The sequence below is a fragment of the Herbiconiux sp. VKM Ac-1786 genome, from assembly GCF_015350805.1.
GTDB lineage: Bacteria > Actinomycetota > Actinomycetes > Actinomycetales > Microbacteriaceae > Herbiconiux.
Window position 1 is genome coordinate 98,923 of sequence record NZ_JADKSG010000001.1, and the last position, 15,735, is coordinate 114,657.

Annotated in this window: 15 protein-coding genes; 7 read left to right on the forward strand and 8 right to left on the reverse strand. The window is 71.1% G+C overall.

Annotated elements, in window-relative coordinates:
• The first annotated feature begins 26 nt into the window (after window positions 1–26).
• Both ITJ64_RS00485 and ITJ64_RS00490 read left to right on the forward strand, forming a co-directional pair.
• Window positions 27–500: a hypothetical protein gene (locus ITJ64_RS00485; RefSeq protein ID WP_194678831.1), complete on the forward strand. Its 474-nt coding sequence runs from the start codon at window positions 27–29 to the stop codon at window positions 498–500.
• Window positions 501–599: 99 nt separating this feature from the next.
• Window positions 600–1,097 (forward strand): Dps family protein, encoded by a 498-nt coding sequence (locus ITJ64_RS00490; protein ID WP_194678832.1) that lies wholly within the window; start codon window positions 600–602, stop codon window positions 1,095–1,097.
• Between the two features lie 129 nt (window positions 1,098–1,226).
• Here ITJ64_RS00490 and ITJ64_RS00495 read toward each other — a convergent pair whose 3' ends face one another.
• Genes ITJ64_RS00495 through ITJ64_RS00515 form a run of 5 tightly spaced genes read right to left on the reverse strand, consistent with a single transcriptional unit; the run spans window position 1,227 to window position 5,776 of the window.
• Complete coding sequence (locus tag ITJ64_RS00495; RefSeq protein ID WP_194678833.1) at window positions 1,227–2,777, reverse strand: amidohydrolase; 1,551 nt, start codon at window positions 2,775–2,777, stop codon at window positions 1,227–1,229.
• On the reverse strand, window positions 2,774–3,481 hold the full coding sequence (locus ITJ64_RS00500) for an FMN-binding negative transcriptional regulator (RefSeq protein ID WP_194678834.1): 708 nt from the start codon (window positions 3,479–3,481) through the stop codon (window positions 2,774–2,776). Before ITJ64_RS00500 ends, ITJ64_RS00495 begins: the two co-directional genes overlap by 4 nt.
• A 1-nt stretch (window position 3,482) precedes the next feature.
• Window positions 3,483–4,604, reverse strand: a complete 1,122-nt coding sequence (locus ITJ64_RS00505; protein WP_194678835.1) for a DNA glycosylase — start codon at window positions 4,602–4,604, stop codon at window positions 3,483–3,485.
• Window positions 4,605–4,619: 15 nt separating this feature from the next.
• Entirely contained in the window at window positions 4,620–5,108 is a 489-nt protein-coding gene (locus tag ITJ64_RS00510) for a ribose-5-phosphate isomerase (protein WP_179547846.1), read from the reverse strand.
• Between the two features lie 59 nt (window positions 5,109–5,167).
• On the reverse strand, window positions 5,168–5,776 hold the full coding sequence (locus tag ITJ64_RS00515; protein ID WP_194678836.1) for a DsbA family protein: 609 nt from the start codon (window positions 5,774–5,776) through the stop codon (window positions 5,168–5,170).
• A 52-nt stretch (window positions 5,777–5,828) separates the two neighbouring features.
• Here ITJ64_RS00515 and pepN point away from each other — a divergent pair, with 52 nt between their 5' ends.
• The 4 genes from pepN to ITJ64_RS00535 all read left to right on the forward strand — a co-directional run bounded on the left by pepN (window position 5,829) and on the right by ITJ64_RS00535 (window position 11,747).
• Window positions 5,829–8,384, forward strand: a complete 2,556-nt coding sequence (gene pepN, locus ITJ64_RS00520; RefSeq protein ID WP_194678837.1) for an aminopeptidase N — start codon at window positions 5,829–5,831, stop codon at window positions 8,382–8,384.
• Window positions 8,385–8,489: 105 nt separating this feature from the next.
• On the forward strand, window positions 8,490–9,551 hold the full coding sequence (locus ITJ64_RS00525; protein ID WP_194678838.1) for a mechanosensitive ion channel domain-containing protein: 1,062 nt from the start codon (window positions 8,490–8,492) through the stop codon (window positions 9,549–9,551).
• Window positions 9,551–9,952, forward strand: coding sequence for a globin (locus ITJ64_RS00530; protein WP_194680653.1), 402 nt, complete (start codon window positions 9,551–9,553; stop codon window positions 9,950–9,952). The genes ITJ64_RS00525 and ITJ64_RS00530 overlap by 1 nt, the downstream gene beginning before the upstream one ends.
• 139 nt (window positions 9,953–10,091) lie before the next feature.
• Window positions 10,092–11,747, forward strand: a complete 1,656-nt coding sequence (locus tag ITJ64_RS00535) for an FAD-binding dehydrogenase (RefSeq protein ID WP_370545140.1) — start codon at window positions 10,092–10,094, stop codon at window positions 11,745–11,747.
• A gap of 84 nt (window positions 11,748–11,831) precedes the next feature.
• On the opposite strand, the gene ITJ64_RS00540 is transcribed toward ITJ64_RS00535, so the two are convergent.
• Window positions 11,832–12,500, reverse strand: coding sequence for a hypothetical protein (locus tag ITJ64_RS00540; protein ID WP_194678840.1), 669 nt, complete (start codon window positions 12,498–12,500; stop codon window positions 11,832–11,834).
• An 84-nt stretch (window positions 12,501–12,584) separates the two neighbouring features.
• Here ITJ64_RS00540 and ITJ64_RS00545 point away from each other — a divergent pair, with 84 nt between their 5' ends.
• The gene (locus tag ITJ64_RS00545) at window positions 12,585–13,451 is read left to right on the forward strand and encodes an acyl-CoA thioesterase (RefSeq protein WP_370544975.1); all 867 of its coding nucleotides are present in this window, start codon (window positions 12,585–12,587) and stop codon (window positions 13,449–13,451) included.
• A gap of 111 nt (window positions 13,452–13,562) precedes the next feature.
• Here the strand turns inward: ITJ64_RS00545 and ITJ64_RS00550 are convergent, their stop codons facing one another.
• Both ITJ64_RS00550 and ettA read right to left on the reverse strand, forming a co-directional pair.
• Window positions 13,563–14,045 carry a thioesterase family protein gene (locus tag ITJ64_RS00550; RefSeq protein WP_194678841.1) on the reverse strand — a complete coding sequence of 161 codons (483 nt, stop codon included), beginning with the start codon at window positions 14,043–14,045 and terminating at the stop codon, window positions 13,563–13,565.
• A gap of 7 nt (window positions 14,046–14,052) precedes the next feature.
• Entirely contained in the window at window positions 14,053–15,735 is a 1,683-nt protein-coding gene (ettA, locus tag ITJ64_RS00555) for an energy-dependent translational throttle protein EttA (protein WP_194678842.1), read from the reverse strand.

The following is a 15,735-nucleotide window of genomic DNA, read 5'->3' on the forward strand; positions in this document are numbered from 1 at the left end:
TCCCGTCGACCCCGAAAGGCTCCCCCATGGCAGACCGCACCCTCTCCGGCCCCGAGTTCACCGGCGAACGCCCCCTCGAGGCCTCCCCCTGGGAGATCAAGCTCTCGTTCGGCCTCTGGCTCGCCGAGGCGATCCTCGCCCTGATCGGCGGTGTGCTGGTGCTGTTCGCGGGCGTCGCGGTCGCCCTCGTGGTCGGCACCGACGGCGTCGACGCGCCCATCACGGTGGCCCTGCTGGTCATCGCGGGCATCGCGATCATGGCGCTCGCCGTGTTCCGCATCGTCTGCGCCGCGAAGCTGCTGCGCGGCAAGCCGTGGGCGCGCAACGCGCTCACCATCCTCGGCGTGCTCGCGCTCGCAGGCATCACCCTGGAGTTCCAGGGCAACGCCGGCGTCGCGATCGCGCACGCACTGGTCACCGTGGTCGCCATCGTGACGATGTACCTGCCGAACTCCAACGCGTACATCCGCGCGCCTTTCCCCACGTCAGCGGCCGTTTAGCAAGGGTCGCCTCACCTTCGTGAGCGTTGCCTCAGCTTGCTTGCGGAACATTTCCTGCTGAGTACCGTTGAGTCACAGGGATCGGAAGGACACCTCATCATGACCGAAGTCATCGGCACCCGCACCACCAGCCCCGCCAGCACCACGAGCCCCGACGTCGCCGCTGCGGCCGCCCAGTTCCTCAGCCCCGTCGTGATCGAGCTGCAGGCCCTCGCGGTCAACGGCAAGCAGGCCCACTGGCACGTGCGCGGCGCCAACTTCATCGGCGTGCACGAGCTGCTCGACACCGTGGTCGACCACGCGCAGGAGTACGCCGACACGGCGGCCGAGCGCGTCGTCGCCCTGGGCCTGCCGATCGACGCGCGCATCCAGACCGTCGCCGAGAAGACCGGCACCACCGCGATGCCGGCCGGCTTCCAGAAGTCCGACACGATGATCCAGGCGATCATCGGTCAGATCGACGTGGCGCTCACCGTCGTGAACAAGGCCGTCGCCGAGCTCGGCGAGATCGACGCCTCGTCGCAGGACGTGGCGATCGAGATCGCCCGCGGCCTCGACAAGGATCGCTGGTTCCTGTTCGCGCACATCTCGGAGTAGTCCTCCGCCTCCGCTCCGGCGGGCTCGCCTCCGGGCGGGCCCGCCGTTCGCGTTTCCGGGCGGGGTTCCGGATGCGCGTCGCAGCGCCGACTGCGGGCCGGCCCTCGAGGCCTCCACACGCCGGCCGGGCTAGAGGGCGCGGTGCGTCTCGCGGCCGGCGAGCAGGGTGAGGGCGACGGGCATCGTGCGCAGCGCATCCGGAGCCGCCGTCAGCGGGTCGTGCTCCACCACCGTGAGGTCGGCCGCCTGACCGGTGCGCACCGAGGCGCGACCCCGGGTGCTCGCCAGCAGGGCCGCCGATGCGGGGATGCGCTGCTCGGGGTGCCACGGCTCACGCCCGTCGCGGGTGCGCCCGACCGCGGCCGCCATCGTGACCCACGGGTCGAGGGGCGCGACCGGGGCGTCGGAGCCGAGGGCGAGGGTCGCGCCCGCGGCCCGCAGGCTCTCGAGGGCGAAGGCGCGGCCGGTGCGGCCGGCCCAGTAGCGCTCGGCGACGTCGCGGTCGTCCATCGCGTGCTCGGGCTGCACGCTCGCGATCACGCCGAGGCCGGCGAAGCGCGCGATGTCGGCTTCGTCGAGCAGCTGCGCGTGCTCGAGCGAGCCGCCGCCGCCGAGCGCCTCGAAGGCGTCGAGCGCGAGGCGGTTCGCGTGGTCGCCGATGGCGTGCACGGCCGGCACCAGCCCCGCCTCGCGCGCCCGGTGGAGCAGCGCCGAGAGCTCCTCGGGCGGCACGGTGAGCTGACCGTGGGCGTCCGGCCGGCCCTCGAGGCCGGGGTACTCGTCGAAGCAGAAGGCCGTGCGGGTGTTCAGCGAGCCGTCGGTGATCACCTTGAACGGCCCGACCTGCACCAGTCCCTGCGTGCCGGCGAGCGGCTCGCCCGTGCGCAGCCCCTCGGCGATCGCGCGCTCGAGGTGCTGCGGATAGACGCCGAACTCGACCCGCAGGAGGTCGTTGCCGTCGGCGACCCGGCGCGCCCAGGTGCCGGCGTTCCAGGTCATCTCGAGGTCGACGACGCCGACGACTCCGCGGGCGGCCGCCGCGCTGGCCGCGTCGAGGGCCCAGGCGTCGGTGAGGGCGTCGGGCAGCTCGCCGAGCGCGCGCTGCACGGCGAAGGCGGGCTCCTCGCGCAGCACCCCGCGGGGGCTGCCTGCCGCGTCGCCGTCGAAGCCGAAGCGGCGGAGGGCCGCGGTGTTCAGCCAGCAGCAGTGCAGGTCGGCCGAGATCAGCACCACGGGCCGGCTGCCGCTCACGGCGTCGAGCAGCGCGGCCGAGGGCTCGTCGGGCCAGAGCGCGTCGCGGAACCCGATGCCGACGAGCGGATACGCGGCCTCCGCGCTGTCGCCTACGCTGGCCGCGCCGCGGGCCGCTTCGCTCCGCTCGGCCTCCCCCACAAGCGTCGCCGCTTCGGCCGCCGACCGCGCCGAAGCCACGTCGAGGCGCTGCGCCACCGCCGCCCACGAGGTGAAGTGCACGTGGTTGTCCCAGAGGCCGGGCACCACCCAGCGCCCGTCGAGCTCGATGCGCTCGAAGCCCTTCGGGGTGCCGTCGCCCGCTGGGGTGATCACGGCGATCTCGCCGTCGGCGATCACGATGTCGACGGCGGCCCCGCCGTCGGAGAAGCGCCCCTCCGAGGTGCTGCCGGGCAGGCGTCCGCCCGCGAGGAGGAGGTCTCCGGTCATCCGCTGGTCTCCTTCGTGAGGTCGGCCCCGGCGGCCTCGGCGGTCGCCCTCGGCAGGCCCGGCGTCTCGTCGCCGAAGACCGCGGGGTTCGCGCGCCGCACGTGCTGCGCGAGCTCGGCGCTGGCGTAGGGCCCGTCGCCCTCCAGCCCCGCCACGATGCAGCGGAGGCTGCCCTCGGTGCGGTTCTGGCTCATCTTCAGCTTGGCGGTGAAGCGCTCGACCGGGATGCGGAGGCCCACCGTGCCCGCGCTGATGCGGTCGGCGTAGGCCGAGTTCTCGAGGGTGCCCCGCATGAGCTGCGGCTCGGGCATCCGCTCTTCGAAGTGGTCGACCAGCTGCTCGAGCACACGCAGGTTCTCGGCCGGGTCGAGCAGTTCCGGGGTGCCGTGCAGGTGGGCGGTGACGAAGTTCCAGGTGGGCACCGACGGATGCTCGTCGTACCAGCCCGGCGAGATGTACCCGTGGGGCCCCTGGATCACCACGAGCAGCTCGTGCTCGCCGAGCTCGTGCAGCCGCTCGTCCGGCCGGCCGACGTGGGTGAGCAGCGTGAGCGAGCCGTCGGAACCCTCCTCGACCAGCACCGGGTAGTGCGAGGCGACGAGCCCCTCGCTCGTGTTCGAGACGAGCGTGGCCCACGGGTGGTCGCGGATCAGCTGCGCGACGACGGCGGAGTCGGTGAGGGCGAAGACGGGGGTGTGTCGCATGTCAGGCCTGATCCTTCGGGCACCAGTAGAGCTTCCGGCCGCCGAACTCCTCGAGCACGATGTTCGTTCCGCAGAGGCGGCAGGGCAGGCCCTCGCGCTTGTAGACCCAGTGCCGGTCGGCGCGGCTCGCCATGGCGAGCGCCTGCGCCTCGTCGTCGAGGCCGTCCATCGTGAGCATCTGGCCGGTGCGCACGCCGAGGTCGAGCAGGTAGACCCAGTCGCGCCAGAGCGCACGGGCCGTGTCGACCGGCACCTGCTTGCCCGGGGTGTGCGGGTTCAGGCGGGCGCGGAAGAGCATCTCGGCGCGGTAGACGTTGCCGATGCCGCTGACGACGCTCTGGTCCATCAGCAGCAGGCCGATGGGCGTGGGCTTCTTGCGCACCGTCTCGACGAACCGCTCCTCGGCCTCGGCGGAGTCGTCGTTCAGCGGGTCGGGGCCGAGCTTGGCGATGGCGCGCTCGACGCCGGCGACGTCGAGCACCTCGCAGGCCGTCGGGCCGCGGAGATCGGCGACGGCGGTGTCGGTGAGCAGGCGCACCCGCACGGCGCCGACCGGGGGCGGCGGGAAGTCACCCTCCTCCTCGGTCTCCTTCTCCTGCTCGGACATGCGGAGTCGGGCGCGGCGGGGGGCGCCGATCGAGCGCACCGAGTCCTCGCCGTCGGCGTCGTCGGGTTCGTCGGCCGCGGCGCCGTCGCGAGCCAAGCCGGCGCCTGCTCCCGCTCCCGCCAGCGCCTCCCGCGCGCGCTCGGGCAGCTCCCCCGCGGCGGCGAGCTCGTCGATCGTCCCCTCGGCCTGCCCACCGAGACCGGGCTCGAGGTCGGTGCCGCGCATGTTCGTCTGCCCCATCCGGCCCCCGGCCGAGCGGATCGTCGCGTCGGTCGTGATCTCGCCCGCGAAGTCCCAGGCGCCGTAGATGCCGAGGTGCACCCGCAGCCAGACGCCGTCGTCGAACTCGAGGAACATCTGCTTGCCCACGGCGCGGGCACCCGTCAGGGTGCGGCCGTCGAGCACCGACGCGCCCTCGGCGAACCGGCCCTGCGGGGAGCTCGCCGAGACGCGGTGGCCGACGAAGTTCGCGGCGAACTGCCGCGCGATGCGGTGGACGGAATGACCCTCGGGCACGACGGAGCCCCCGGTTTAGGCGTCGACGCTGCGGCCGGCGATGAGCCCGGTGGCCTCGTACTCGGCGAGCTGGGCGATGCGGCGCACGTGGCGCTCCTCGAACGAGAAGGGCTCGGCGACGAACCAGTCGATCAGTGCGACGGCCTCCTCGACCGTGTGCTGACGGGCACCGATCGAGATGACGTTGGCGTCGTTGTGCTGCCGGGCGAGCTTCGCGGTCGACTCGTTCCAGACGAGCGCGGCGCGCACCCCCGTGACCTTGTTCGCGGCGATCTGCTCGCCGTTGCCCGAGCCGCCGAAGACGACGCCGAGCGCCTCGACACCGGCCTGCTGGTCCTGCACCACGCCGTGAGCGGCGTTGATGCAGAACGAGGGGTAGTCGTCGAGCGGGTCGTAGCTCTCGGGGCCGTGGTCGACGACGTCGTGGCCGGCGGCGGTGAGGTGCTCGGTGATGGTGCGGCTGAACTCGAGCCCGGCATGATCGGTGCCGATGTGGATGCGCATGGCTCTCAGCTTAGAACGACCGGACGGGCGGGCGCGTCGGCACCCGCCTCACCGTCTCCTCAGAACTGGGGGCCGCGGGTGCGGCTGCGCTTGAGCTCGAAGAAGCCGTCGTAGGAGGCCGCGGCCACCACGCCGTCCCAGAGCGTCAGCGCCATCTCGCCGGTGGGCGCCGGGCTGATCACGGGCCCGAAGAAGGCGACGCCGTTCACCGCGATGACGGGGGTGCCGACATCCTGGCCGACGCGCTCGATGCCGTCGAAGTGCGAGGCCCGCATCTGCGGGTCGTACTCCTCCGAGTCGGCGTAGGAGGCGAATTCGGCGGGCAGCCCCACCTCGGCGAGCGCCCCGGCGATGACCTCGTCGGAATCGGTGCTGCCACCCGGGTGGATGCGCATGCCGAGCGCGTCGTAGAGCGGCTTCACGATCTGCTGACCGTGCAGCTCGGCGGCCGCGGCGACGAGGCGGGTGTATCGGAGGGCGCGCGGGAAGAAGGCCCGGTACTCCTCCGACACGTCCTGGTCCTCGTTCAGCACCGCGAGGCTCATGATGTGCCAGGTCACGTCGAGGTCGCGGTGCTCCGCCACCTCGTCGACCCAGCGGGAGGTCATCCAGGCCCAGGGGCAGGAGGGGTCGAACCAGAAATCAACGCTCGTCTTCTCTGAAGTCACGGATCCATCATCGCATTAGGCTGAGCGGGCAATCGAAAAGGAGAGCAGCCCCGTGCCTGGAGAAAACCTCACCCGCGCAGAAGCCCGCGAACGCGCCGCCATCGTCGACGTGAAGAGCTACGACGTCGTCCTCGACCTCACCACCGGTGCCGAGACGTTCCGCAGCACCACCACCGTCACGTTCGACGCCATCCCCGAGGCGGTCGGCGCGTCGACGTTCATCGACGCCATCACCCGCACGGTGCACGCGGTGACCCTGAACGGCGAGTCGCTCGACCCCGCCCAGGTGAGCGACGGCGTGCGCATCCAGCTGCCCTCCCTGCAGACCGAGAACGTGCTCGTCGTCGACGCCGACATGGTCTACACCAACACGGGCGAGGGCCTGCACCGCTTCGTCGACCCGGTCGACGACGAGGTCTACCTCTACAGCCAGTTCGAGGTGCCCGACTCGCGCCGCATGTTCGCAGTGTTCGAGCAGCCCGACCTGAAGGCCGTCTTCACCTTCACGGTCACGGCGCCCGACTACTGGGAGGTCGTCTCCAACTCCCCCACGCCGTCGCCGACCGTGGCGGTCGAGGGCTCCTCGGCCACCTGGGCGTTCGAGCCCACGCCCCGCATCTCGAGCTACATCACCGCGCTCGTCGCCGGCCCCTACATCGTCGAGCGCTCCTCGCTGACGAGCGCTGACGGCCGCGAGATCCCCCTCGGCGTGTTCAGCCGGGCGTCGCTGGCGCAGTACATGGACGCCGAGTACATCTTCGAGAAGACCCGCGAGGGCTTCGCGTTCTACGAGGAGAAGTACGACTTCCCCTACCCCTTCGCCAAGTACGACCAGCTCTTCGTGCCCGAGTTCAACGCGGGCGCCATGGAGAACGCGGGTGCGGTGACGTTCACCGAGACCTACGTCTTCCGCTCGAAGGTGACGGATGCGGTGCGGGAGCGCCGCGTCGTCACGATCCTGCACGAGCTCGCCCACATGTGGTTCGGCGACCTCGTCACCATGCGCTGGTGGAACGACCTGTGGCTGAACGAGTCGTTCGCCGAGTACATGTCGACCCTCGCCACCGCCGAGGCCACGGAGTGGAAGGAGGCCTGGACCACCTTCGCCGCGATGGAGAAGAGCTGGGCCTACCGCCAGGACCAGCTGCCCTCGACGCACCCGATCGTCGCCCGCATCAACGACCTCGAAGACGTGCAGGTGAACTTCGACGGCATCACCTACGCCAAGGGCGCCTCGGTGCTGAAGCAGCTCGTCGCCTGGGTCGGCCAGGACGAGTTCATGAAGGGCGTCGCCGCCTACGTGAACAAGCACCAGTTCTCCAACACCGAGCTGAACGACCTGATGGTCGAGCTCGAGGCCACCAGCGGCCGCGACCTCACCAGCTGGTCGGAGCTCTGGCTCGAGACCGCCGGCGTCAACACCCTGCGCCCCGTGATCGAGTACGACGAGAACGACGTCATCACCTCCTTCGCGGTCGCCCAGGAGGCACCGCTGGACTACCCGACCATCCGCCCGCACCGTCTGGCGATCGGCTTCTACGAGCGCGAGGGCGAGAAGCTCGTGCGCACCTACCGCGTCGAGCTCGACGTCGACGGCGACTCGACGCCGGTGCCCGAGCTGGTGGGCCGCTCGCGCCCCGAGATCGTGCTGCTGAACGACGACGACCTGGCCTACGCCAAGATCCGCCTCGACGGCTACTCGCTCGACACCGCCATCGAGCAGCTCTCCTCGATCGAGTCGCCGCTCGCCCGCTCGCTGGTCTGGGGCTCGGTCTGGGACGCCACGCGCGACGCCGAGACCCGCCCGCGCGACTTCGTGCGACTGGTGCTCGGCAACATCGCCACCGAGACCGAGTCGACGACCATCCGCACCGTGCTGAACCAGCTCGTGCTGACGGCGTCGAGCTATGTGGCTCCGGATGCCCGTGACGCCGTCGTCGAGGACGCCGCGACCACCCTGTGGCGCCTCGCGCTCGACGCGGCTCCGGGTTCCGACGCCCAGTTCCAGTTCGTGAAGTTCTTCGCCGCGCTCGCCTCCACCGACGAGCAGCTCGAGAACGTCGCCCACCTGAAGAACGGCACCGTCGTGCTCGAGGGCCTCGACATCGACACCGACCTCACCTGGGAGCTGCTGATCGCGCTCGTCGCGGGTGGCAAGGCCGGCGAGGCCGAGATCGCCGAGACGCTCGAGGCCGACAACACCGCCTCCGGCGCTCAATCGGCCGCCCACGCCCGCGCGGCCATCCCGACGCCCGAGGGCAAGGCGGCGGCGTTCGCGTCGCTCGTCGACGTCGACACGGCGCCGAACGCGATCGTGCGCGCCACCGGGCTCGGCTTCCAGCGCGGCAGCGACCCCGCCCTGTTCGAGCCGCTGGTCGAGCAGTACTTCGACTCGCTGCAGCTGCTCTGGGAGACCCGCAGCTACGCGATCGCGAGCGCCGTGATCAACGGGCTGTACCCGGCGGGGCTGGCGAACCAGGCCCTTCGGGACGCGACGCAGCAGTGGCTCGACCGCAACGGCGAGCCGCCGGCGCTGCGGCGCCTCGTGGTCGAGAACCTCGCGGGCGTCGACCGGGCGCTGGCGGCGCAGGCGCGCGACGCGCGGTAGCGCTCGGGCTTCCCGCTCCGGGTTCCCGCTCCGTTCCGTTCCACCCACGGTCCTGCGGGTGCGCTCTGAGGCTCCGCCAAGAGTGCGCCCGTAGGATCGAGGCATATGGACTGGAACATGATCTGGGCGAACATCGCCTCCTTCACGCACGACTACCGGATCCCTCTCGGCGTTCTCGCCATCATCGTCGTGGCGTTCGTCGTGCGCGCGGTGCTGCTGTACTCGGTGCGCCGCCTCGTCGATCAGGTGGTCAACGGGGTCAAGCGCAAGCAGAACGTCAGCGACACACAGGCCCTGGTGGCCTCGCCGCTCGCCGCCGTGCGCATCGTGCAGCGCACCCGCACCCTCGGCTCGGTGCTGAAGAACATCATCAACGTCACGATCGTCATCGTCTCGCTGCTGCTGATCGTGCAGACGATCGACTCGAGCATCCTCGGCTCCCTGGCCCTGCTCACCGCCGCGCTCGGCGCCGGCCTGGGCTTCGGCGCCCAGAACATCGTCAAGGACGTGCTGAACGGGCTGTTCATGGTCTTCGAGGATCAGCTCGGCGTCGGCGACGTCGTCGACCTCGGCCCGGCCACCGGTGTGGTGGAGGCGGTCGGCATCCGCATCACGCAGGTGCGCGACGTCAACGGCACGCTCTGGTTCGTGCGCAACGGCGAGATCCTGCGTGTCGGAAACATGTCGCAGGGCTGGGCGCGCGTCATCATCGATCTCGCGATCCCCTACGACTCCGACCTCGATCGCGTGCAGGAGAAGATGCTCTCCACCGCGACCGCCATGGCGAACGAGCCCAAGTGGCGCTCGCGCATCGTCGAGAAGCCCGAGATCTGGGGGCTCGAGTCGATCTCGGCCGAGGCGCTCGTGATCCGCATCGTGGTGAAGACCCGCACCTCGGCGAAGGACGACGTGGCGCGTGAGCTGCGCATCCGTCTGAAGAAGTCACTCGACGAGATCGGTGTCACCCTGCCCTCGCTGAACACCGTCGTGCTCTCGGGCTTCGAGGGTGCGGCCAGCGTGCAGGGCGCCCGGCCGCCGAAGACCAAGTCGGTCGAGACGCAGCAGGCCGCCCAGGAGTCCGCGCTCACCAAGGCGCCGCGGGCACCCCGCGCGCCTCGCGCTCCCCGCGCCCCCAAGGCGCCGAAGCCCCCGAAGGACGAGGCGTGATGGATCTCACACCGAAGGTGCCCGTGAACCCGTTCTACGAGCAGGTCGGCGGGCACGACACCTTCGTCGCCCTCGTCGAGCGGTTCTACCAGGGCGTCGAGACCGACCCGGTGCTGAAGCCGATGTACCCGGCCGACGACTGGGACGGGGCGGTGCGCCGGCTGACGATGTTCCTCGAGCAGTACTGGGGCGGTCCGGGCACCTACAGCGAGGAGCGGGGTCACCCGCGGCTGCGGATGCGCCACAACCCGTTCAAGGTGAACCCCGACGCCCGCGACCGCTGGCTGGCGCACATGCGCGTGGCGGTCGACTCGCTGTCGCTCGCGCCGGCCGACCGGGAGCTGCTCTGGGACTACCTGGAGCGGGCCGCACATGCCATGGTGAATACCTTCGAGGACTAGTCGGCTGGTCCTCATCGGGGCCGAGCGGCCCTGGAACAGCACTGCGACGAAGGAGTTGCCCGTGGAACCGGATCCGTCGACCGTCCCGACCGTCCCGACCGCCCCGACGTCGTCGACCTCGTCGACCTCCTCGACCGACGTGATCGTCGTGGGGGCCGGGCTCGCCGGGCTCGTCGCCGCCTGCGAGGTGCTCGAGGCCGGCAAGCACGTGACCGTGCTCGAGCAGGAGCCCGCGTCGTCGTTCGGCGGGCAGGCCTGGTGGTCGTTCGGCGGCATCTTCCTCGTCGACAGCCCCGAGCAGCGACGGATGCGCGTGCGCGACTCGCTCGAGCTCGCCCGCCAGGACTGGCTCGGCTCGGCCGGCTTCGACCGCCCCGAGGACGAGTGGGGCCGGCGGTGGGCGGAGGCGTACCTGCAGTTCGCGGCCGGCGAGAAGCGGGCCTGGCTGAACTCGCTCGGCGTGCGCTTCTTCCCCGTGGTCGGCTGGGCCGAGCGGGGCGGCTACACGGCGAACGGGCACGGCAACTCGGTGCCGCGGTTCCACATCACCTGGGGCACCGGGCCGGGGGTGCTCGAGCCGTTCGTGGCGCGATTCCGGCGGGGCGTGGCCCAGGGGCGCGCGCGGGTGCTGCACCGGCATCGGGTCGATGAGCTCGTCACGGCCGGGGACGGGGCGGAACGCGCATCCGCTCTTCGTGTCGTGGGCGCCCGAGGGTCGGTGCTCGCGGCGAGTGCGGTGGGCCGGGGCGAGGAGAGTTCACGCGAGGTCGTGGGCACGTTCGAGGTCTCGGCCGGGGCCGTGATCGTGGCGAGCGGCGGCATCGGCGGCAACCACGAGCTGGTGCGGCAGCAGTGGCCGCGACGGCTGGGGGCGGCTCCCGCGACGATGCTGTCGGGGGTGCCGGCCCACGTCGACGGGCGGATGCTCGGCATCACCGCCTCGGCCGGAGCCCGCCTCGTCAACGGCGACCGCATGTGGCACTACACCGAGGGCATCGAGAACCACTCGCCGGTCTGGCAGCGGCACGGCATCCGCATCCTCCCCGGTCCGTCGTCGCTCTGGCTGGACGCCACCGGGAAGCGGCTGCCGGTGCCGCTGTTCCCGGGGTTCGACACGCTCGGAACGCTCGAGCACCTCCTGACGACCGGGTACGACCACAGCTGGTTCGTGCTGACCCAGTCGATCATCGAGAAGGAGTTCGCGCTCTCGGGCAGTGAGCAGAACCCCGACCTGACCGGGCGCGACCTGAAGCTGCTCGCGCAGCGCGTGCGCCCCGGAGCCCCCGGGCCCGTCGAGGCGTTCAAGGAGAAGGGCGCCGACTTCGTGGTGGCGTCGACGCTGCCCGAGCTGCTGCACGGGATGGCGCGGATCACGACGGCGCCGCTCGACCCGGCGCAGGTCACCCGGGAGATCATCGCCCGGGACCGCGAGGTCGACAACGTGTTCACGAAGGACGCGCAGCTCACCGCCGTGCGGGGCGCCCGGCACTACCTCGGCGACAAGCTGATCCGGGTGGCGAAGCCGCACCGGCTGCTCGACCCGGCGGCGGGGCCGCTGATCGCGGTGAAGCTGCACGTGCTGACGCGGAAGAGCCTCGGGGGCATCCAGACCGATCTGCAGGGGCGGGCGCTGTCCGAGTCGGGGGCACCGGTGGCCGGGCTGTACGCGGCGGGCGAGGCGAGCGGGTTCGGCGGCGGCGGGATGCACGGGTATCGGGCGCTGGAGGGGACGTTCCTCGGGGGCTGCCTGTTCTCGGGGCGGGCCGCGGGGCGGTCGGCGGCGGGGGCGGTGTGAAGCGTCTGTCGGCGTCTCGTCTCGCGTCGGGCGCTTCGTGCCGGACGCATCGTGCCGGGTGCTTCGTGCCGGGCGCGGCTGGTGTCAGCGGCGCACGAGGACGTGACCGCGGCGGGTCGTGAGGCGCAGCCAGGAACCGGAGCGGTAGACCGACACGGCGTCATCCGGCCTGACGAAGCCGAGGCTCACGGCGCTGAACGCGGCACCGGCCGGGATGCGCGGCTCGAGCTCGGGCAGCACGTCGAGGTCTCGGCCCCACACCTCGGAGCGCACCTTGTGCACGAGCTGCTCGCCCGTGTTGTCGGGCACGGCGGCGGCCACCTCGGCGACGCCCGCACGGGTGGCCTCTTCGAGGACCTCGCCCGGCACCGCGCCGGCCGCCTCCCAGCCGCCGCGCGGCGGACTGATGCCGGCCCACGCCACGCCCTGCTCCCCCGGGGGCAGCGGCACCTCGAGCGGACCCTCGGCCGCGTTGCTCATTACCGAGAGCTGCGCGAGACGATCCAGCAGTGAGCGGATCGGCACGACGGTGTCGAACGGCTCCGGGCTGTTCAGTGCGAAGGTGCGGAGGCCGAGCACGGTCGGCGCCCGGTCGAGCAGCCCCTTCGGCGTGAGGGTCGGCGTGTACACGGCGAGCACGCCGAGACTGCCGAGCAGGCGCGCGGAACCGGGCTCGACCCGGGCGGCGCGGCCGAGGTACACCTTGAGATCGCCGAGCGACGCGGCGTCGATGAGCGTGAAGGACTGGACCATCTGTGCTGTCTAAACTACTTCACAGCGACGGATGCGCACGCATCCCGGTCGCGTTCGCACCCACCTGAACCACCGGGAGAGATCGTGTCAGACGCGCTAGCGGGCTTCCTCACCACCCTCGACCTGGTCGACACCGGCGCCCGCACGACCGAGGACATCTTCACCGGCCCCTCGCAGTCGATGCCGAACGGGCGCGTCTTCGGCGGCCAGGTGCTGGCGCAGGCGCTGATCGCCGCCACCCGCACGGTCGACGACGACCGGGCGGTGCACTCGCTGCACGGCTACTTCCTGCGACCGGGCGACGCGTCGGCCGACATCACCTTCGCGGTCGACCGCATCCACGACGGCCGCTCGTTCACCACCCGCCGGGCGCAGGCCTACCAGAACGGGGTGCCGATCCTCTCGGCCATCCTGTCGTTCCAGACGGCCGACTCGGGGCTCGAGCACCAGATCGAGATGCCCACCGACCTGCCCGGGCCCGACGAGCTGCCGAGCGCGGTCGAGGTGCTCTCGGCGGTCGACCATCCGGTCGCGCGCACCTGGGCGCGGGAGCGGGCGTTCGACATGCGGCACGTGCCGAACCCGATCTACTTCAGCGTGGAGGGCGAGCGGGAGGCGCGGCAGGCCGTGTGGATCCGCTCGCTCGGCGCCCTGCCCGACGACCCCGACCTGCATCGCGCGGCGCTCGTCTACGCCAGCGACTACACGATCCTCGAGCCCGTGATGCGCCGGCACGGCGTCTCGTGGGCGCGGCCCGACCTGAAGATGGCGAGCCTCGACCACGCGATGTGGTGGCACCGGTTCGCACGGGCCGACGAGTGGCTGCTCTACACGCAGAGCTCGCCGAGCGCGAGCGGCGGGCGGGGGCTCGCGCTCGGGCGCATCTACGACCTCGGCGGCCGCCTCATCGCGTCCGTGGCGCAGGAGGGCATGGTCCGCGTCAAGGACTGACCCGCGCGGCCGCCGCCCGCCTGGCCTCGCCGCCTCGCGGGGAAGCCGGCGGAATCGTGCCGGTTCTCGTACCACGCGGGCGAGCCCTTGAGCTCCCATCCACCGGACGGGTCAGGTGCGGCGGCGGAAGGTGAGGGGCTCGTCGAGGTAGGGCTCCCACGCGGTGCGCTCGTGCGGGTGCATGCGCCGCGGACGGTCGGTCGCCGCGTCGACGAGCACCAGGGTCGTCGACGCCTTAACGTAGGTGACCCGCGGTTCGACGCCGAGCGGGCTCTTCACCTCGTAGTAGACGTCGAGGCTCGCCCCGCCGAGGTGCCCGATCCACAGCTCGACGTCGATCGGCTGCCGGATGTACGGCATCGACGTCACGTACTCGATCTCCTGCCGCGAGATCACGCTCTTCGTGTCGGCCCGCGGCCCCGCGTCGATCACCGCCGTCGACCACTGCGCCTGCTCCGGGTCAGCGATGTCGCCGTCGACCCAGAACGCGAAGACGCGCGCCTCCTCGAGGATCTTCAGCATCGACGCGTTGTTGACGTGCCCGTACGCGTCGAGGTCGCTCCAGCGCAGCTGGATCGGGACGTGCAGCCGCATCGCTCGCCTAGTCGCGGGTGAGCTTGCGGTACGTGGTGCGGCTCGGCTTCGCAGCCTCGGCGCCGAGGCGCTCGATCTTGTTCTCCTCGTAGGCCTCGAAGTTGCCCTCGAACCAGTACCAGTTCGCCGGGTCGTCCTCGGTGCCCTCGTAGGCGAGGATGTGCGTCGCGATGCGGTCGAGGAACCACCGGTCGTGCGTGATGACCACCGCGCAGCCGGGGAACTCGAGCAGCGCGTTCTCGAGGCTCGACAGGGTCTCGACGTCGAGGTCGTTGGTGGGCTCGTCGAGCAGCAGCAGGTTGCCGCCCTGCTTGAGGGTGAGCGCCAGGTTCAGGCGGTTGCGCTCACCACCGGACAGCACCCCGGCCTTCTTCTGCTGGTCGGGGCCCTTGAAGCCGAAGGTCGAGACGTAGGCGCGCGCCGGCACCTCGGTCTTGCCGACCTGGATGTAGTCCAGCCCGTCGGACACGACCTCGAACAGCGTCTTGTTCGGGTCGATGCCGCCCCGGCTCTGGTCGACGTAGGAGATGTCGACGGTCTCGCCGATCTTCAGGTCTCCGCCGTCGAGCGGCTCGAAGCCGACGATCGTCTTGAACAGGGTCGACTTTCCGACACCGTTCGGGCCGATCACGCCGACGATGCCGTTGCGTGGCAGCGTGAACGACAGGTCGTCGATCAGCACGCGGTCGCCGTAGCCCTTGCGGAGCTTCTTGGCCTCGATCACCTGGGCACCCAGTCGCGGGCCCACCGGGATCTGGATCTCCTCGAAGTCGAGCTTCCTGGTGCGCTCGGCCTCGGTGACCATCTCCTCGTAGCGGGCGAGACGCGCCTTCGACTTCGCCTGGCGGCCCTTGGCGTTGCTGCGAACCCAGTCGAGCTCCTCGCCGAGGCGCTTGGCGAGCTTCGCGTCCTTCTTGCCCTGCACCTCGAGGCGCTCGCGCTTCTTCTCGAGGTAGGTCGAGTAGTTGCCCTCGTAGGGGTAGAGGCGACCGCGGTCGACCTCGGCGATCCACTCGGCGACGTGGTCGAGGAAGTACCGGTCGTGGGTGACGGCGAGCACGGCGCCGTGGTACTGCTTCAGGTGCTGCTCGAGCCAGAGCACGCTCTCGGCGTCGAGGTGGTTGGTGGGCTCGTCGAGCAGCAGCAGGTCGGGCTTCTGCAGCAGCAGCTTGCAGAGCGCGACGCGGCGCTTCTCACCACCGGAGAGGTTGGCGACCGGCGAGTCGGCGGGCGGGGTGCGCAGGGCGTCCATCGCCTGCTCGAGCTGGGAGTCGAGGTCCCACGCGTCGGCGGCGTCGATGGCCTCCTGCAGGGTGCCCATCTCCTCCAGCAGCGCGTCGAAGTCGGCGTCGGGCTCGGCCATCAGCGCGCTGATCTCGTTGAAGCGGTCGATCTTGCCCTTGATCGGGCCGACGCCCTCCTGCACGTTCTCGAGCACGGTCTTCGTCTCGTCGAGCTCGGGCTCCTGCATCAGGATGCCCACGCTGAAGCCCGGCGTCAGCTTGGCCTCACCGTTCGAGGGGGTGTCGAGCCCCGCCATGATCTTGAGGATGGTCGACTTACCGGCGCCGTTCGGGCCCACCACGCCGATCTTCGCCCCGGGCAGGAATGCCATCGTGACGTCGTCGAGGATCAGCTTGTCGCCCACCGCTTTGCGGGCGCGCACCATCGAGTAAATGTATTCGGCCAT

What these genes read in the sequence shown, in the direction of transcription:
- ITJ64_RS00485 (WP_194678831.1), top strand. Translation starts at nt 27, where the DNA reads ATGGCAGACCGCACCCTCTCCGGCCCCGAGTTCACCGGCGAACGCCCC.
- ITJ64_RS00490 (WP_194678832.1), top strand. Translation starts at nt 600, where the DNA reads ATGACCGAAGTCATCGGCACCCGCACCACCAGCCCCGCCAGCACCACG.
- ITJ64_RS00495 (WP_194678833.1), bottom strand. Translation starts at nt 2,777, where the DNA reads ATGACCGGAGACCTCCTCCTCGCGGGCGGACGCCTGCCCGGCAGCACC.
- ITJ64_RS00500 (WP_194678834.1), bottom strand. Translation starts at nt 3,481, where the DNA reads ATGCGACACACCCCCGTCTTCGCCCTCACCGACTCCGCCGTCGTCGCG.
- ITJ64_RS00510 (WP_179547846.1), bottom strand. Translation starts at nt 5,108, where the DNA reads ATGCGCATCCACATCGGCACCGATCATGCCGGGCTCGAGTTCAGCCGC.
- ITJ64_RS00525 (WP_194678838.1), top strand. Translation starts at nt 8,490, where the DNA reads ATGGACTGGAACATGATCTGGGCGAACATCGCCTCCTTCACGCACGAC.
- ITJ64_RS00530 (WP_194680653.1), top strand. Translation starts at nt 9,551, where the DNA reads ATGGATCTCACACCGAAGGTGCCCGTGAACCCGTTCTACGAGCAGGTC.
- ITJ64_RS00540 (WP_194678840.1), bottom strand. Translation starts at nt 12,500, where the DNA reads ATGGTCCAGTCCTTCACGCTCATCGACGCCGCGTCGCTCGGCGATCTC.
- ITJ64_RS00550 (WP_194678841.1), bottom strand. Translation starts at nt 14,045, where the DNA reads ATGCGGCTGCACGTCCCGATCCAGCTGCGCTGGAGCGACCTCGACGCG.
- ettA (WP_194678842.1), bottom strand. Translation starts at nt 15,735, where the DNA reads ATGGCCGAATACATTTACTCGATGGTGCGCGCCCGCAAAGCGGTGGGC.